The sequence below is a fragment of the Pseudomonas sp. CAM1A genome, from assembly GCF_047501685.1.
Lineage (GTDB): Bacteria > Pseudomonadota > Gammaproteobacteria > Pseudomonadales > Pseudomonadaceae > Aquipseudomonas.
The window spans coordinates 719687-735476 of sequence record NZ_JBFNXP010000001.1 but is presented as its reverse complement, the minus strand read 5'-3'; the positions used below and the strand labels follow the sequence as shown (position 1 = coordinate 735476).

17 protein-coding genes and 1 pseudogene are annotated in these 15790 nt (G+C 64.7%); 12 read left to right on the top strand and 6 right to left on the bottom strand.

Going from position 1 to position 15790, the window contains the following annotated elements; all coding sequences use genetic code 11:
• Positions 1 to 4: 4 nt before the first annotated feature.
• Together ABZO33_RS03420 and ABZO33_RS03415 are read left to right on the top strand one after the other, a co-directional pair.
• Positions 5 to 385, top strand: a complete 381-nt coding sequence (locus ABZO33_RS03420; protein ID WP_028689951.1) for a RidA family protein — start codon at positions 5 to 7, stop codon at positions 383 to 385.
• A 54-nt stretch (positions 386 to 439) separates the two neighbouring features.
• Positions 440 to 1165 (top strand): hypothetical protein, encoded by a 726-nt coding sequence (locus ABZO33_RS03415; protein WP_414534844.1) that lies wholly within the window; start codon positions 440 to 442, stop codon positions 1163 to 1165.
• 108 nt (positions 1166 to 1273) lie between these two features.
• Here ABZO33_RS03415 and ABZO33_RS03410 read toward each other — a convergent pair whose 3' ends face one another.
• Positions 1274 to 2131 (bottom strand): SDR family oxidoreductase, encoded by an 858-nt coding sequence (locus tag ABZO33_RS03410; RefSeq protein ID WP_414534843.1) that lies wholly within the window; start codon positions 2129 to 2131, stop codon positions 1274 to 1276.
• 191 nt (positions 2132 to 2322) lie between these two features.
• Here ABZO33_RS03410 and exbB point away from each other — a divergent pair, with 191 nt between their 5' ends.
• The 6 genes from exbB to ABZO33_RS03380 all read left to right on the top strand — a co-directional run bounded on the left by exbB (position 2323) and on the right by ABZO33_RS03380 (position 9064).
• Entirely contained in the window at positions 2323 to 3309 is a 987-nt protein-coding gene (exbB, locus tag ABZO33_RS03405) for a tonB-system energizer ExbB (RefSeq protein ID WP_414534842.1), read from the top strand.
• Between the two features lie 3 nt (positions 3310 to 3312).
• Positions 3313 to 3741 carry a TonB system transport protein ExbD gene (gene exbD / locus ABZO33_RS03400; RefSeq protein WP_023632733.1) on the top strand — a complete coding sequence of 143 codons (429 nt, stop codon included), beginning with the start codon at positions 3313 to 3315 and terminating at the stop codon, positions 3739 to 3741.
• Positions 3738 to 4472 carry an energy transducer TonB gene (locus ABZO33_RS03395; RefSeq protein WP_414534841.1) on the top strand — a complete coding sequence of 245 codons (735 nt, stop codon included), beginning with the start codon at positions 3738 to 3740 and terminating at the stop codon, positions 4470 to 4472. Before exbD ends, ABZO33_RS03395 begins: the two co-directional genes overlap by 4 nt.
• A 94-nt stretch (positions 4473 to 4566) precedes the next feature.
• Complete coding sequence (locus ABZO33_RS03390; protein WP_102684588.1) at positions 4567 to 5493, top strand: hydrogen peroxide-inducible genes activator; 927 nt, start codon at positions 4567 to 4569, stop codon at positions 5491 to 5493.
• A 4-nt stretch (positions 5494 to 5497) separates the two neighbouring features.
• Positions 5498 to 7576, top strand: coding sequence for an ATP-dependent DNA helicase RecG (gene recG / locus ABZO33_RS03385; protein ID WP_414534840.1), 2079 nt, complete (start codon positions 5498 to 5500; stop codon positions 7574 to 7576).
• 78 nt (positions 7577 to 7654) lie between these two features.
• A complete protein-coding gene (locus tag ABZO33_RS03380) occupies positions 7655 to 9064 on the top strand; it encodes an aminoacyl-tRNA deacylase and HDOD domain-containing protein (protein WP_414534839.1) in 1410 nt (469 codons plus the stop codon).
• Between the two features lie 88 nt (positions 9065 to 9152).
• Here the strand turns inward: ABZO33_RS03380 and ABZO33_RS03375 are convergent, their stop codons facing one another.
• The 4 genes and pseudogenes from ABZO33_RS03375 to ABZO33_RS03360 form a co-directional block, all read right to left on the bottom strand.
• Entirely contained in the window at positions 9153 to 9527 is a 375-nt protein-coding gene (locus tag ABZO33_RS03375) for a hypothetical protein (protein ID WP_023631265.1), read from the bottom strand.
• A 133-nt stretch (positions 9528 to 9660) separates the two neighbouring features.
• A complete protein-coding gene (locus ABZO33_RS03370; RefSeq protein ID WP_414534838.1) occupies positions 9661 to 9957 on the bottom strand; it encodes an HU family DNA-binding protein in 297 nt (98 codons plus the stop codon).
• 188 nt (positions 9958 to 10145) lie between these two features.
• A pseudogene (locus ABZO33_RS03365) lies at positions 10146 to 11293 on the bottom strand (NAD(P)/FAD-dependent oxidoreductase).
• Positions 11294 to 11326: 33 nt separating this feature from the next.
• Complete coding sequence (locus ABZO33_RS03360; protein ID WP_023532601.1) at positions 11327 to 11494, bottom strand: rubredoxin; 168 nt, start codon at positions 11492 to 11494, stop codon at positions 11327 to 11329.
• A 188-nt stretch (positions 11495 to 11682) separates the two neighbouring features.
• Between ABZO33_RS03360 and ABZO33_RS03355 the strand changes: the two genes are divergently transcribed.
• On the top strand, positions 11683 to 12240 hold the full coding sequence (locus ABZO33_RS03355; protein ID WP_414534837.1) for a chorismate--pyruvate lyase family protein: 558 nt from the start codon (positions 11683 to 11685) through the stop codon (positions 12238 to 12240).
• Complete coding sequence (gene ubiA, locus ABZO33_RS03350; protein ID WP_414534836.1) at positions 12240 to 13130, top strand: 4-hydroxybenzoate octaprenyltransferase; 891 nt, start codon at positions 12240 to 12242, stop codon at positions 13128 to 13130. The genes ABZO33_RS03355 and ubiA overlap by 1 nt, the downstream gene beginning before the upstream one ends.
• A 54-nt stretch (positions 13131 to 13184) precedes the next feature.
• Here ubiA and ABZO33_RS03345 read toward each other — a convergent pair whose 3' ends face one another.
• Positions 13185 to 13556: a hypothetical protein gene (locus tag ABZO33_RS03345; protein WP_414534835.1), complete on the bottom strand. Its 372-nt coding sequence runs from the start codon at positions 13554 to 13556 to the stop codon at positions 13185 to 13187.
• 175 nt (positions 13557 to 13731) lie between these two features.
• On the opposite strand from ABZO33_RS03345, the gene phoB reads away from it, so the two are divergent.
• Positions 13732 to 14421 (top strand): phosphate regulon transcriptional regulator PhoB, encoded by a 690-nt coding sequence (gene phoB / locus ABZO33_RS03340; protein WP_003253341.1) that lies wholly within the window; start codon positions 13732 to 13734, stop codon positions 14419 to 14421.
• A 72-nt stretch (positions 14422 to 14493) separates the two neighbouring features.
• Positions 14494 to 15765, top strand: coding sequence for a phosphate regulon sensor histidine kinase PhoR (gene phoR / locus ABZO33_RS03335; protein WP_414534888.1), 1272 nt, complete (start codon positions 14494 to 14496; stop codon positions 15763 to 15765).
• The last annotated feature ends 25 nt before the right edge of the window (positions 15766 to 15790 follow it).

The following is a 15790-nucleotide window of genomic DNA, read 5'->3' as shown; positions in this document are numbered from 1 at the left end:
CATCATGAGCAAGACCGTCATCACCAGCGACAAGGCCCCAGCCGCCATCGGCACTTACTCGCAAGCGATCAAGGCCGGCAACACCGTGTACATGTCGGGTCAGATCCCGCTCGACCCGAAGACCATGGAACTGGTCGAGGGCTTCGAAGCCCAGACCGTCCAGGTGTTCGAGAACCTGAAGTCGGTGGCCGAAGCCGCTGGCGGTTCGTTCAAGGACATCGTCAAGCTGAACATCTTCCTCACCGACCTGAGCCACTTCGCCAAGGTCAACGAGATCATGGGCCGCTACTTCGAGCAGCCCTACCCGGCCCGCGCCGCCATCGGCGTGGCCGCCCTGCCCAAGGGTGCCCAGGTCGAGATGGACGCCATCCTGGTTCTCGAGTAATACCCCGGTGACGGGCCAAGGCCCGTCACCCCCTCCTGCCTCAAGGTTTTCTCCATGCGCCACGCATTGCCTCTCACGCTGGCAGCCCTGCTCCTGGGCGGCTGCGCCAGCCACAAGCCTGAAGATTTCAACGGCACCTGGATCAACCAGGCCGCCATCGATGCCGCCAGCAAAGGCACCAGCCTGCGCCAGGCCCTGGACGCAAAAGGTCCGGTGTTCGAGTGGAAGATCGACGTCAAGAACCAGCAGGCCAGCTTCAGCAATGGCTTCGAGGCCGCCGACGGGCGCCTGAGCGCTAACGAGAAGGACTGGCAGGTCAACTTCGAAGGCGACCTGACCGAGCAGCTCAAGCTCGATGGCGACGAACTTGTGGTGATCGACCCCTCCGGCCATGAGCAAACCTTCGTGCGCAGCAAAACGCCGCAAGGCGCTGCGCTAGGCGGCAGCTTCGAGAAGGCGCTGTACCAGCAATACCTGGGCGGTGACTGGAAGATCGTCGAGGGTCAGGGCAAGGGCGCGGTAGTGCGCTTCAGCGATACCGGCAATGTCACCGGCCTGCCCGGCCCGGACCGCTTTGCCCTGTGCCTGGCGGGTGACTGCGCGACCATGGGCGATGGCAACGACAGCCTGTGGCTGGAGCGCAACCAGCGTGGCGCACCGTGGATCTTCAAGCGCGACGGCGACACCCTGGAGATCTTCCAGGCGGTGAACCGCGCCCAGCCGGATGAAATGCCGCAACTGACTGCCGGCGCCCGGCAGTGGGTGCTGGAAAAAGACTGATCGACCACCGACAAGCCAGTTTTCACAGCGCCGGTGCTGCCCAGGGTCTTCGCAATACCAGTGGGAGCCAGCTTACCGGCGATGAGGCCGGCAAAGCCGCTACAAAGCTCAGCCCTTGCCTTGCAGAATCGCCGCATACCCCTCTTTATAGTTCGGGTACTGCGGCACCCATCCTAGCGCCCGCGCCCGCGCATTGCTGCACCGCTTGCTGCCGGCACGCCGCACCCGCTGCTCATCCGACCACTCGGTGACCCCCAGGTACTCGCGCAGCCAGCCCACCACCTCGGCCAGTGGCGCCGGATCGTCATCGACGCCGATGTAGCAATCATCCAACGTCACACCCCGGGCATCGGCCTGCAGCAGGTGCGCCAGCAAACCAGCGGCATCCTCGGCGTGAATGCGGTTGCCATACAACGGCGGCTCCTCGGCCACTCGGTAGCCTTGGCGTACCTGGCTCAGCAGCCACTCACGTCCCGGCCCATAGATGCCGGTCAGGCGCACGATGCTGGCGGCAATGCCACTGTCCAGCGCCAGGCGCTCCGCTTCGAGCATCACCTTGCCCGAATACCCCTCGGGCGCGGTGGCTGCGGTTTCGTCGATCCACTCACCATCCTGTTGTGCATAGACACTGCTGCTGGAAACGAACAGCAGGCGACGCGGCTGCTGGCCATTGGCTGCCAACCAGCCGAGTACATGGCGCAAACCGTCGACATAGGCGGCCTGATAGCCTGCTTCGTCATGCTGGCTGGCCGCCACGCAGTACACCAGGTAGTCCGGCGCGCGCGCTGGCCACGCGTCTGGCAGGCGCGGGTTCGACAGGTCGGCGGCAACGGGCCGCACCCCTTCGGGCAGGTCCCGCACCGACCGGCGCAGGCCATCGACCTGCCACCCATGGGCGAGCAACTGGCGGGCCAGACGGCCTCCCACATCGCCGCAGCCGACGATCAATGCACTCAGGTCCGACATCATGAAACTCCAAATCCAAAGGTTCACGCTAACCGGATTTAGCGATCAGCGGCTAGACAAAGGTTAAAAAAAGCGCTCTCCATTCTTTTGTTAACAAGAATTACTTGCAATAATGGCGGCCCTGTCTGTTCTCGGCCTGCTTCGAGGCCTTGAAGAACTCAACCCATTTCTCTTCATCAGGTCCGGCCAGCATGACACGTACTCAACCTTCCGCTTCGCCAACCCCGTCGCGCGCCTGGCGCGCCATTGCCGCGCTGATGTTCAGCCTGGTACTGGCCCCTGTGGCCATGGCCGATGAGCCCGCCGCTAATGCCGCTGCACCGGCAGCCGCCAGCGCTCCGGCCGCGCCAGCCGCCGAAGGCCAGGCACCGGTAGCTGCGCCAACCGACGCGCCTGCCGACGCCAACGCCCCAGTTGATGGCCAGGCACCGGCCGACGAGAACGTGCAGGCGATGGTCGAAGACACCTCGCTGGGCATGGCCCACGACCTGTCCCCATGGGGCATGTACAAGAACGCCGACGTGGTGGTGAAGGCCGTGATGATCGGCCTGGCCATCGCCTCGATCATCACCTGGACCATCTGGATCGCCAAAGGCTTCGAGCTGATGGGCGCCAAGCGCCGCCTGCATGGCGAGATCGCCGCGCTGAAACGCTCGGTGAGCCTGAAGGAAGCCGCCGAGGTGTCGAACAAGGAAGGCACCCTGGCCCACACCCTGGTGCATGACGCCCTCGAAGAGATGCGCCTGTCGGCCAACGCCCGCGAGAAGGAAGGCATCAAGGAACGCGTCAGCTTCCGCCTCGAGCGCCTGGTGGCCGCCAGCGGTCGCACCATGAGCAGCGGCACCGGCGTGCTGGCCACCATCGGCTCCACCGCCCCGTTCGTCGGTCTGTTCGGTACCGTTTGGGGCATCATGAACAGCTTCATCGGCATCGCCAAGACCCAGACCACCAACCTCGCCGTGGTCGCCCCAGGCATCGCCGAAGCCCTGCTGGCCACCGCCCTGGGCCTGGTTGCCGCGATCCCGGCCGTGGTCATCTACAACGTCTTCGCCCGCTCCATCGCCGGCTACAAGGCACAGGTGTCCGACGCCTCCGCCCAGGTCCTGCTGCTGGTCAGCCGTGATCTGGACCACCAGGGTGGCGAACGCGCCGCCCCGCACATGGTGAAAGTGGGGTAAACCATGGGCCTGCATCTCAACGAAGGTGGCGACGACCTCGCCGAGAACCACGAAATCAACGTCACGCCGTTCATCGACGTGATGCTGGTGCTGCTGATCATCTTCATGGTCGCGGCGCCCTTGGCCACGGTCGACATCAAGGTCGACCTGCCCGCCTCGACCGCCAAGCCGGCGCCGAGGCCCGAGAAGCCGGTGTTCGTCAGCGTCAAGGCCGACAAGAAGCTCTACCTCGGCGACGACGAGGTGGCCCAGCGCGATCAGCTTGGCGCCATGCTCGACGCCAAGACCAAGGGCGACAAGGAAACCACCATCTTCTTCCAGGCTGACAAGGGCGTCGACTACGGCGACCTGATGGAAGTGATGAACACCATGCGTGCCGCCGGCTACCTCAAGGTCGGCCTGGTCGGACTCGAGACGGCAGCCAAGAAATGACGAAAACGCGCTCAAACATGGCGCGCTACGGTGGCAGCCTGGCGATCGTGCTGGGTGTGCACGCGGTCGCTGTGCTGCTGACGCTCAACTGGTCGGTGCCCCAGGCCCTCGAGTTGCCGCCGGCAGCGATGATGGTCGAGCTGGCACCGTTGCCAGAGCCCGCGCCACCGCCGCCGCCCAAGGCCGCCCCGAAACCGCCGACACCGGTCGAGRAACCGCCACTGCCGAAGCTGGCAGAGGCGCCAAAGCCGAAAATCGCCATCCCCAAGCCGCCCAAGCCCAAGGCCAAGCCACAGCCGCCCAAGCCTGAGAAAAAACTGGAGCCGCCGAAGGACGAACCACCGGCCAAGGACGATGTAGCGGATACACCGCCCAGCAATACGCCACCGCAGAAGTCGGCGGCGCCACAGCCAAGCATCGCGTCCAACAGCAATGCCCTGCCGAGCTGGCAGAGCGACCTGCTGCGCCACCTGGCCAAGTACAAGAAGTACCCCGAGGACGCTCGCCGCCGTGGGTTGCAGGGCATCAACCGCCTGCGCTTCGTGGTCGACGCCGAAGGCAAGGTGGTCTCGTACACGCTGGCCGGTGGTTCGGGCAGCGCGGCGCTGGACCGGGCCACGCTGGAGATGATCCGCCGTGCCGGCACGGTACCGAAGCCTCCGGCGGAGTTGCTGAACAATGGCACGATCGAAGTGGTTGCGCCGTTCGTCTACTCGCTGGACCGACGCTGACGTTTTTGTTTCTGTCACAAAACGGCAAGTCTGATAACGTGCGTCTATCGATTGCAGCCGCTATGCTGGGGCCGCAACTTCATGGACGCACGTTATGACCCTCACCGAACTTCGCTACATCGTCACCCTCGCGCAAGAGCAGCACTTCGGCCATGCGGCCGAGCGTTGCCACGTCAGCCAACCGACCCTGTCGGTGGGCGTGAAGAAGCTCGAGGACGAACTCGGCGTGCTGATCTTCGAGCGCAGCAAGAGCGCGGTGCGCCTCACGCCGGTCGGTGAGAGCATCGTCGCCCAGGCGCAGAAGGTGCTGGAACAGGCCCAAGGCATCCGCGAGCTGGCCCAGGCCGGCAAGAACCAGCTGACCGCCCCGCTCAAGGTCGGCGCCATCTACACCGTCGGCCCTTATCTCTTCCCGCACCTGATCCCGCAACTGCACCGCGTGGCGCCGCAGATGCCGTTGTACATCGAAGAAAACTTCACCCACGTACTGCGCGAGAAGCTGCGCAATGGCGAACTGGACGCGGTGATCATCGCCCTGCCGTTCAACGAGGCCGACGTGCTGACCCTGCCGTTGTACGACGAACCGTTCTGTGCGCTGATGCCGGCCGACCACCCGTGGACCGCCAAGGACACCATCGACACCGCCATGCTCAACGACAAGAGCCTGTTGCTGCTGGGCGAGGGTCATTGTTTCCGCGACCAGGTGCTCGAAGCCTGCCCGACCCTGAACAAGGGCGGCGAAGCCTCCAAACACACCACGGTCGAATCCAGCTCGCTGGAAACCATCCGCCACATGGTCGCTTCCGGCCTGGGCGTCTCGATCCTGCCGTTGTCGGCGGTGCACAGCCATCATTACGCGCCAGGCGTCATCGAAGTCCGCCCGCTGACCGCGCCCGCACCGTTCCGCACCGTGGCCATCGCCTGGCGCGCCAGCTTCCCGCGGCCGAAGGCCATCGAGATCCTCGCCGACTCGATCCGTCTCTGCTCGGTGGCCAAGCCACCCGTGGAACAACCGGCCTGAGCCCATGACCGAGCTGTCGAACGTCCCGGTCACCACGCTCAAGGGTGTAGGTGATGCCATGGCGGAAAAACTCGCCAAGGTCGGCCTGGAGAACCTGCAGGACCTGCTGTTCCACCTGCCGTTGCGCTACCAGGACCGCACTCGCGTGGTGCCCATCGGCCAACTGCGTCCCGGCCAGGATGCGGTGATCGAGGGCGTGGTCAGCGGCGCTGACGTGACCATGGGCAAGCGTCGCAGTCTCGTGGTGCGCCTGGGCGATGGCAGCGGCACGCTGAGCCTGCGCTTCTACCATTTCAGCAATGCGCAGAAGGAGGGCCTCAAGCGAGGCACCCACCTGCGTTGCTATGGCGAAGCGCGCCCTGGGGCCTCGGGGCTGGAAATCTACCACCCGGAATACCGGGCGCTAAACGGCGATGAAGCACCGCCGCCGGTCGAACAGACACTGACGCCGATCTACCCGACCACCGAAGGCCTGACCCAGCAACGCCTGCGCCTGCTGTGCCAGCAGAGCCTGGGCCTGCTCGGCCCGCGCAGCCTGCCCGACTGGCTGCCCGACGAATTGGCCCGCGACTACCAGCTGGCACCGCTGAGCGACGCCATCCGCTACCTGCACAACCCACCGGCCGATGCTGACCTCGACGAGCTTGCCGAGGGCCATCACTGGGCCCAGCACCGCTTGGCCTTCGAGGAACTGCTGACCCACCAGCTCTCCCAGCAGCGCCTGCGTGAAAGCCAGCGCAGCCTGCGTGCGCCGGTACTGCCCAAGGCAACCCGCCTGCCAGCGCAATACCTGGCCAACCTCGGTTTCAACCCAACCGGTGCCCAGCAGCGCGTCGGTAACGAGATCGCCTACGACCTCAGCCAACCCGAACCGATGATGCGCCTGGTACAGGGTGACGTGGGCGCCGGCAAGACCGTGGTCGCCGCCCTCGCGGCGCTGCAGGCCCTGGAGGCCGGCTACCAGGTGGCGCTGATGGCCCCCACCGAGATCCTCGCCGAGCAGCATTTCATCACCTTCAAGCGCTGGCTCGAGCCGCTGGGCATCGAAGTCGCGTGGCTGGCCGGCAAGCTCAAGGGCAAGGCCCGCGCCAGTGCCCTGGAGCAGATCGCCAATGGCGCGCCAATGGTGGTCGGCACCCATGCGCTGTTCCAGGACGAGGTACAGTTCAAGCACCTGGCCCTGGCGATCATCGACGAGCAGCACCGTTTCGGCGTGCAACAGCGCCTGGCCCTGCGCAAGAAAGGCGTCATGGGCCAGTTGTGCCCGCACCAGTTGATCATGACCGCCACCCCGATCCCACGCACCCTGGCCATGAGCGCCTACGCCGACCTGGACACCTCGGTCCTCGACGAACTGCCCCCTGGTCGTACACCGGTGAATACCGTGCTGGTCGCCGACAGCCGTCGTTTCGAGGTGGTCGAGCGGGTGCGCGCCGCCTGTGCCGAAGGGCGCCAGGCCTACTGGGTGTGTACCCTGATCGAGGAATCCGAGGAACTGACCTGCCAGGCAGCCGAAAGCACCTTCGAAGAGCTGGGTAGCGCCCTGGGCGAACTGCGCGTGGGGCTGATCCACGGACGCATGAAGCCTGCGGAAAAAGCGGCGGTGATGGCCGAGTTCAAGGCCGGCGACCTGCAACTGCTGGTGGCTACCACGGTGATCGAGGTCGGCGTCGACGTGCCCAATGCCAGCCTGATGATCATCGAGAACCCCGAGCGCCTGGGCCTGGCCCAGCTGCACCAGCTGCGTGGGCGGGTCGGCCGGGGCAGCGCGGCAAGCCACTGCGTACTGCTCTACCACCCGCCGCTGTCGCAGATCGGCCGCGAGCGCCTGGGCATCATGCGGGAAACCAACGACGGATTCGTCATAGCAGAGAAGGACCTGGAGTTGCGTGGCCCCGGCGAGATGCTCGGGACCCGCCAGACCGGCCTGCTACAGTTCAAGGTCGCCGACCTGATGCGCGACGCCGACCTGTTGCCGGCTGTGCGCGACGCGGCCCAGGCCCTGCTGGCACGCTGGCCCGACCACGTCAGCCCGCTGCTCGACCGCTGGTTGCGCCACGGCCAACAATATGGCCAGGTGTGACGCCCGTCCCATAATGGATCCAGCTTGGCGGCCAGGCTGGTTATACTTCGCGTTTACAGAAATGATTGGATACAGGCCATGACTGAAGTTGCCCTGGATACCGCAACCCTACACGCACCGTCTGTCATCCGGCTGTTGCTCGACAAGCTCGGCGTCAGCTTCCGCGAGGTGCCCGAGCACCCGGGGCTGCCGGCCAACTCGCGCGTTCAGGCCGTGCTGCTCGATGACGAGATCGGTGCCTTGATGGTGCTGTTCCCGCAAAGCCAGTTGCTGGACCTCAAGCGCCTCGAGGAACTGACCGGCCGCAAGCTCAAGGCCGTGCCGCTGGAGCGCTTGAAACAGATGCTCGACAAGCATCACCTCAAGGCCCTGCCCGCCATTCCCGCGCTGACCAGCTCGCCGTGCCAGTACGAAAAGAGCCTGCTCGACAACGAAACCCTGCTGATCCAGTCCGGTGAAGCCGGGCTGCTCCTGGAAGTTGGCCGGACGGCTTTCAAGAAGATGCTGGTCAAGGCCAGCGCCAGCACCTTCGGCCAGCCGATCAGCGATATTCGCCTGAGTTTCGATCAGTTGGACGGCCCTCCCAAGGAAGTCATCCGCGCGGTCCAGGCCTTCACCGCCCGGCGCATCCAGCAACGCCTGGAGCAGACCATCGAGATTCCGCCGCTGGCCGACACCGCGCAGAAGATCATCAAGCTGCGTGTCGACCCCAATGCCAGCATCGACGACATCACTGGCGTGGTCGAAACCGACCCGGCCCTGGCTGCGCAAGTCGTCAGCTGGGCGGCATCGCCCTACTATGCCTCGCCCGGCAAGATCCGCTCGGTGGAAGACGCCATCGTGCGGGTACTGGGCTTTGACCTGGTAATCAACCTGGCCTTGGGCCTGGCCCTGGGCAAGACCCTGAGCCTGCCCAAGGACCACCCGCAACAGGCCACGCCATACTGGCAGCAGTCGATCTATACCGCTGCCGTGATCGAGGGCCTGACCCGTGCCATGCCGCGCGCCGAGCGCCCGGAAGCGGGCCTGACCTACCTGGCCGGGCTGCTGCACAACTTCGGCTACCTGCTGCTGGCCCACGTCTTCCCACCGCATTTCTCGCTGATCTGCCGTCATCTGGAGGTCAACCCGCACCTGTGCCACAGCTATGTGGAGCAGCACTTGCTGGGGATCAGCCGTGAACAGATCGGTGCCTGGCTGATGAAGCTGTGGGACATGCCCGACGAACTGTCAACAGCACTGCGTTTTCAGCACGATCCGGCGTACGACGGTGACTATGCGGCGTTCCCTAACCTGGTGTGCCTCGCGACGCGCCTGCTGCGCGCCCGGGGGATCGGCTCGGGGCCGAAGGACGAGATCCCGGATGCCCTGCTCGAGCGCCTGGGGCTGACCCGGGACAAGGCCGAAGAGGTGGTGAACAAGGTGCTGGAGGCCGAGGCTTTGCTACGCGAGCTGGCGTCGCAGTTCCACGCACCGCATTCGCATTAAGGCCGCCCCGTAGGAGCGGCTTCAGCCGCGATCACCCGCGAAGCGGGTGCCAGAAACCGCGGTGCCTGTATCGCGGCTAAAGCCGCTCCTACACTTTCTTCTTCGGTTTCAGGTACTTCATCAAGCCCTGGAACCAGATCACCAGCGCCGGATTGCCCTTGATCTGGATGTTCTTCTCCTGAATCCCCTGCATGAACGCCAGCTGCTTGTTACCGGCCTGCAGCGTGGCAAAGCCGTACGCGGCATCCTTGAAGGCAATGGCGAACGCCGGCTGCGGGTGCAGGCCGCCCTTGCTGCTGATGCGCAGGTCCTTGACGATGAAGTGCCGGGCAACCTTGCCGTCGAGCGTCTGCATCTGGAACACCAGATCCTTGTCCTGCAGCTGCTGCTGGAACGCCGGGTTGTTGCGGCTGGCCTTGGCCATCAGCAAGCCCATGGCCCAGAGAAGAAAACGAAACTTCATCAACGCGCCTCGAGTGAAAAATGACTGAGTCGCGCAGTTTATCCGTTTATCGCCCTGATTATGCAAGTTCGCCGCATTTGCTCACCAGAAACACAACGGGCGCCATAAGGCGCCCGTCTCGATGGCTTGTCGATCACTTTTTCTTGGCAGGCTTGGCCGGTGCGTTGACGCTCTCTTTCAGGTTCTTGCCTGGTTTGAAGGCGACGGTGTTGCTGGCCTTGATCTTGACCGGCTCGCCGGTCTGCGGGTTCTTGCCGGTGCGAGCGCCGCGGTGGCGTTTTTCGAAGGTGCCGAAGCCGACCAGGGTGACGGTGTCCTTGTCGAGTGCGCCGGTGATGCTGTCGAGAATCGCGTTGAGGACCTGGTTGGCCTTTTCCTTGGTCAGATCGGCCTTTTCGGCGATGACGGCGGCGAGTTCTGGTTTACGCATAGTGAAGCCTCTTTGACGGGATTTCTTGTTGTTATGCCGTGCTGCCGAAGGGAGCAGCGTTCAAGGCACCGCAGGCTCTAGGCTGCGGCAGACGCCAGTGAGGATGGCACGCCGACCGGGGCCGCGCCAGTATCTGGGCGGCCATTGTCGCGGCAAGAACAGGATAATTCCGACAGAACGCCCGCTATTTACGCCATCAAGGGTGGCAACTGGCGATTCAACGCCAGTTTCTCCATGACCGCGCCGCCGGTCAGGGCGTAGCCCAGCAGTTGGCCATCGGCGCCTTGGCAGAGCACTTTCAGGTCGGCGCCGCTACCTTCCACCACCCAGGTGCCCTCGTGGCCGGGCGGCACCGGGGATACCACCAGCGGGCAGGCCGGGGTCTTCACGGTGACCGGCATCGGGCCATAGGCCACCGCAGTCGGGTTGCCGGCCAGGGTCTGGGCCAAGGCACGAGCACAGGTCATCAAGGGCATGACGTACAGCAGGTTGATGCCATCGACCTCGGCACAGTCGCCCAGGGCGAAGATGTTGGCGTGAGAAGTGCGCAGCTGGCGATCCACCACCACCCCGCGGTTGACCTGCAGGCCCGCTGCCGCCGCCAGGTCGGTACGCGGCCGCAGCCCGATCGCAGACACCACCAGGTCGCAAGGGATGACGCTGCCGTCGGACAGGTGCGCCTCCACAGCCGCCCCCGAACGTTGCAGGCGGGTCAGCACCGGGCCGAGATGGAAACGCACGCCCAACCCTTCCAGGCCTGCCTGTACAGCGGCCGCCGCCGTCGGGTGCAGCAAGGTCGGCATTACCTGTTCGCACGGCGCCACGACCTCGCACTGCAGGCCGCCCAAGGTGAGGTCGTTGGCGAATTCGCAGCCGATCAGGCCGGCGCCGAGGATCAGCACCCGTTGCTTGCCTGCGGCAGCGACGCGAAAACGTGCGTAGTCCTCAAGGTCGTTGATCGGGAAGACCAGCTCGCCCGCATCGCCTTCCACAGGCACCTGCACCGTCTGCGCGCCCCAGGCCAGCACCAGGTCGCGGTATTCCACCGCTTCCTCGCCAATCCACAGGCGCTTGTGGCCCGGGTCGATGCCACTGATGCGGGTATGGGTGCGAATCTCGGCCTTGAGCTGCTCGGCCATGGCGCCCGGCTCGGCCATGCACAGGCCGTCGGCGTCCTTCTGCTTGGCAAAGCCGGTGGACAGCATCGGCTTGGAGTAGGAGCGACCGTCATCGGCGGTGATCAGCAGCAGCGGCGTGCGCCGTCCAGCTTGCGAAACTCTCGCGCCAGGTTGTAGCCGGCAAGGCCGGTACCAATGATCACCACGGGGGACGTCATGTCGTGCGTTCCTTGTTCAAACCAGGTTTGTGATCAGCCAATGGCGATCATTTCGAAGTCACTCTTGCCTACGCCACAATCAGGGCACAGCCAGTCTTCCGGTACATCTTCCCAGCGGGTGCCGGGGGCGATGCCGTCGTCCGGCCAACCGTCGGCTTCGTCATAGATCAGGCCGCAGACAATACATTGCCACTTCTTCATTTACTGCTGTTCCTCGCTCAGGCTACTGGGTGCGTTGCAACTGATGGCCTCGGTGCGGGACAAGCCCGCCAGGGGACCACCGTGCAATCTCTGGTCGGCTTTTGTACTGACCCTGCTGGCAGTATGCAAGCCAGGATGGCAATCATGCTAAGCTCGCCGCCTCTCTGGCCTGTATCAAGCATACCGACGTGCCGTACGAAACCCCGCAAGCAGCCGCTGTCGCGTGGCTGGCGTATCCGCAGCTGGCGACCACCCTCGACCAGCCGACCTTGGGCTGGCTGTTCGACGAGGGCTCCCTGACCCGTCGCCTGACCCATCTCTCCCACGATCACTTCAGCGTCACGCCCCTGTTCGAGGGCTGGCAGCCCCTGCGCGACGACGAATGCGCCGCCTTGAGCCTTGCCCCCGGCGCGCAGGGCTGGGTGCGCGAGGTCTATCTGCGCGGCCATGGCCAGCCGTGGGTATTCGCCCGCAGCGTCGCCAGCCGCACAGCGCTGGAGCGTGGCGGGCTGGACCTGGAAACCCTGGGCAGCCGCTCGCTGGGCGAGCTGCTGTTCTGCGACCAGGCGTTCGTCCGCCACCCAATCGAAGTGTGTAGTTATCCACAGGCCTGGCTGCCCACCGAGGTCGCCAGCGCCGGACTGTGGGGACGTCGCTCGCGTTTCGAACGCGCCGGCCTCGACCTGCTGGTGGCCGAGGTGTTCCTGCCCGCCCTGTGGCACGCGGCCAAGGAGGAAAACCGCTGATGTACCTGCAACTGCTCAAGTCGCTCAACCGCCTGCACCCACGAGCCTGGGACTTCATCCAGCTGAGTCGCATGGACCGCCCGATCGGTATCTACCTGCTGCTGTGGCCGACGCTGTCGGCGGTGTGGATCGCCGGTAATGGCTCGCCGACCCTGGCCAACGTGCTGATCTTCGGCCTGGGCGTGATGCTGATGCGTGCCGCCGGCTGCTGCATCAACGATTTCGCCGACCGCAAGGTGGACGGCCATGTCAAACGCACTGCCGACCGGCCACTGGCCAGCGGCCGGGTGAAGCCCCGCGAAGCGCTGGTGCTGTTCGCCCTGCTGGTGGGGGTGAGCTTCCTGCTGGTACTGTGCACCAACGCCACCACGGTGTGGCTGTCGTTCGGCGCGGTCGCCCTGGCCTTCTGCTACCCGTTCATGAAGCGCTACACCTACTACCCGCAGGTGGTGCTGGGCGCCGCGTATTCCTGGGGTATCCCGATGGCTTTCACCGCCGCGGGTGGCGAGCTGCCGGCCAGCGCCTGGCTGCTGTATATCGCCAACCTGCTATGGACGGTGGGGTACGACACCTACTACGCCATGGTCGACCGTGACGACGACCTGAGGATCGGCGTGAAATCCACCGCCATCCTGTTCGGCGAGGCCGACCGGGTGATCATCCTGACCTTGCAGCTGCTGTCGCTGGGCTGCCTGTTGCTGGCGGGCAACCGCTTCGAGCTGGGCGGCTGGTTCCACCTTGGGCTGCTGGCGGCGGCGATATGCTTCGCCTGGGAGTTCTGGTCGACGCGCAAACTGGACCGCGAGTCGTGCTTCAAGGCGTTCCTGCATAACCATTGGGCGGGGTTGTTGATCTTCATGGGTGTAGTGCTGGACTACGCGCTGCGCTGAAATTATGCAGGCCAATGGTGGGAGCGGCGGTGCGGCGCTCCCACGCCTGGTGCATCAAGGCTTGGCGACGTGCCAGACATCCTTCATGCCATCACCGGTGGTCTCCCCGGCCTTCTTGTCCTTGACGAAGGTGTACAGCGGCTTGCCGTCATAGGCCCACTGCATCGAACCATCGTCGCGGGTGACGTGAGTCCACTTGTCCTTCGGCGCCTCGTCGTCATTCTTCACCATCAGCGGCGGCCAGTTCTTGGCGCACTCGCCATTGCACATGGACTTGCCACCAGCGTCCTTGTCAAAGGTGTACAGCGTCATGCCATCGTGGTCGACCCACATGCCATCCTTCTCCATGGCGTGATGAGCCGACGCCACCCCCGGCACTGCCAGCGCAGCGCAAAGGGCCATCCAGCTCAGCGTATGTCGTGTCATTGGAATCACCATTGTTTCAGGGGTGGATTGAATGTTCGCGGCCGCCCTCGCGGCCCCTTGTAGCCTAGTCCAGTCACGCAATGTCGCCAGAACCGCCCACGCCCTGTCACACAGCTGCAATAATTCCGTTATCTAATGCGGGCCAAGACATCGTTCCTGGGAGAGGTAATTGAGCATGGTTGGCAGAAACATTCTGATCGTCGACGACGAAGCGCCTATCCGCGAGATGATCGCCGTTGCATTGGAAATGGCCGGCTATGACTGCCTGGAGGCTGAGAACTCGCAGCAGGCCCACGCCATCATCGTCGACCGCAAGCCGGACCTGATCCTGCTCGACTGGATGCTGCCGGGCACCTCCGGCATCGAACTGGCCCGCCGCCTCAAGCGCGACGAGCTGACCGGCGACATTCCGATCATCATGCTCACCGCCAAGGGCGAAGAGGACAACAAGATCCAGGGCCTGGAAGTCGGCGCCGACGACTACATCACCAAGCCGTTCTCGCCCCGTGAACTGGTGGCCCGCCTCAAGGCCGTGCTGCGCCGCACCGGCCCAAGCGACAGCGAAGCGCCGATCGAAGTCGGCGGCCTGCTGCTCGACCCGATCAGCCACCGCGTGACCATCGACGGCAAGCCGGCCGAGATGGGCCCCACCGAGTATCGCCTGCTGCAGTTCTTCATGACCCACCAGGAGCGCGCCTACACCCGCGGCCAGTTGCTCGACCAGGTCTGGGGCGGCAACGTCTATGTCGAGGAGCGCACCGTCGACGTGCACATCCGCCGCCTGCGCAAGGCACTGGGTGAAGCCTACGAAAATCTGGTACAAACCGTCCGCGGCACTGGCTATCGCTTCTCGACCAAAAGCTGATCGAAGCCCAAGCGCCCGCTGTACAAGGACCGTGAATTGAACCAGAACTGGCACGCGACCCTGATTCGCCACATGCTCCTGCTGATCACCGTCTGCCTGATCGGCGGGCTGGTCAGCGGGTACTACGGCTGGAGCCTGGCCATCGGCCTAGCCTTCTACCTGGGCTGGACACTGAAGCAGTTGCTGCGCCTGCACGACTGGCTGCGCAATCATCAACCCGATGAAGCGCCACCCGATGGCTACGGCCTGTGGGGCGAAGTGTTCGACAGCATCTATCACCTGCAACGCCGCGACCAGCGCGTGCGCGGTCGCTTGCAGGCAGTGATCGACCGGGTCCAGGAATCCACCGCCGCCCTGCGCGATGCGGTGATCATGCTCGACAGCGACGGCAACCTGGAGTGGTGGAACCGCGCCGCCGAAACCCTGCTGGGCTTCAAGACCCCGCAGGACGGTGGCCAGCCGGTGACCAACCTGGTGCGTCACCCGCGCTTCAAGGAGTATTTCGAGTCGGAGAACTACGCCGAACCGCTGGAAATCCCGTCGCCGATCAACGACCGCCTGCGCGTGCAACTGCACCTCACCCGCTACGGCAACAACGAGCACCTGATGCTGGTGCGCGACGTGACCCGCATCCACCAGCTGGAACAGATGCGCAAGGACTTCGTCGCCAACGTCTCCCACGAGCTGCGCACGCCGTTGACGGTGATCACCGGTTACCTCGAGACGCTGCTGGACAACGTCGAGGACGTGAACCCCCGCTGGAGCCGTGCCTTGAAGCAGATGAGCGCGCAAGGCTCACGCATGCAGACCCTGCTCAACGACCTGCTGCTGCTGGCCAAGCTCGAAGCCACCGACTATCCGTCTGACAACCAGCCGGTGGCGGTCGACACGCTGCTCACCACGATCTACAACGACGCCCAGGCACTTTCGGGCCCGCGCAACCAGCGGATCAGCCTGGAAGCAACGCCTGGCATACGCCTCAAGGGCAGCGAGTCGGAGCTGCGCAGCGCGTTCTCCAACCTGGTGTTCAACGCGGTCAAGTACACCCAGGATGAGGGCAATATCCGCATTCGCTGGTGGGCCGACGACCAGGGCGCGCACCTCAGTGTGCAGGACTCGGGGGTCGGTATCGAGGCCAAGCACCTGCCACGCCTGACCGAACGCTTCTACCGGGTCGACTCCAGCCGCGCCTCCAACACCGGCGGCACCGGGCTGGGCCTGGCGATCGTCAAGCACGTACTGATGCGCCATCGCGCACGCCTGGAAATCAGCAGCGTACCGGGGCATGGCAGCACCTTTACCTGCCACTTTGCGCCAGCGCAATTGGTCGCAAACAAAGCCTGACATTACCGGGGCTGCTTTGCAGCCC

Bases quoted from the DNA above. Each gene is read 5' to 3' on its own strand.
- ABZO33_RS03410 (WP_414534843.1), bottom strand. From the start codon at position 2,131: ATGTCGGACCTGAGTGCATTGATCGTCGGCTGCGGCGATGTGGGAGGC.
- ABZO33_RS03390 (WP_102684588.1), top strand. From the start codon at position 4,567: ATGACCCTCACCGAACTTCGCTACATCGTCACCCTCGCGCAAGAGCAG.
- exbB (WP_414534842.1), top strand. From the start codon at position 2,323: ATGACACGTACTCAACCTTCCGCTTCGCCAACCCCGTCGCGCGCCTGG.
- ABZO33_RS03370 (WP_414534838.1), bottom strand. From the start codon at position 9,957: ATGCGTAAACCAGAACTCGCCGCCGTCATCGCCGAAAAGGCCGATCTG.
- ABZO33_RS03375 (WP_023631265.1), bottom strand. From the start codon at position 9,527: ATGAAGTTTCGTTTTCTTCTCTGGGCCATGGGCTTGCTGATGGCCAAG.
- ABZO33_RS03415 (WP_414534844.1), top strand. From the start codon at position 440: ATGCGCCACGCATTGCCTCTCACGCTGGCAGCCCTGCTCCTGGGCGGC.
- ubiA (WP_414534836.1), top strand. From the start codon at position 12,240: ATGTACCTGCAACTGCTCAAGTCGCTCAACCGCCTGCACCCACGAGCC.
- ABZO33_RS03420 (WP_028689951.1), top strand. From the start codon at position 5: ATGAGCAAGACCGTCATCACCAGCGACAAGGCCCCAGCCGCCATCGGC.
- ABZO33_RS03345 (WP_414534835.1), bottom strand. From the start codon at position 13,556: ATGACACGACATACGCTGAGCTGGATGGCCCTTTGCGCTGCGCTGGCA.
- phoR (WP_414534888.1), top strand. From the start codon at position 14,494: ATGCTCCTGCTGATCACCGTCTGCCTGATCGGCGGGCTGGTCAGCGGG.
- exbD (WP_023632733.1), top strand. From the start codon at position 3,313: ATGGGCCTGCATCTCAACGAAGGTGGCGACGACCTCGCCGAGAACCAC.
- recG (WP_414534840.1), top strand. From the start codon at position 5,498: ATGACCGAGCTGTCGAACGTCCCGGTCACCACGCTCAAGGGTGTAGGT.
- phoB (WP_003253341.1), top strand. From the start codon at position 13,732: ATGGTTGGCAGAAACATTCTGATCGTCGACGACGAAGCGCCTATCCGC.
- ABZO33_RS03380 (WP_414534839.1), top strand. From the start codon at position 7,655: ATGACTGAAGTTGCCCTGGATACCGCAACCCTACACGCACCGTCTGTC.
- ABZO33_RS03360 (WP_023532601.1), bottom strand. From the start codon at position 11,494: ATGAAGAAGTGGCAATGTATTGTCTGCGGCCTGATCTATGACGAAGCC.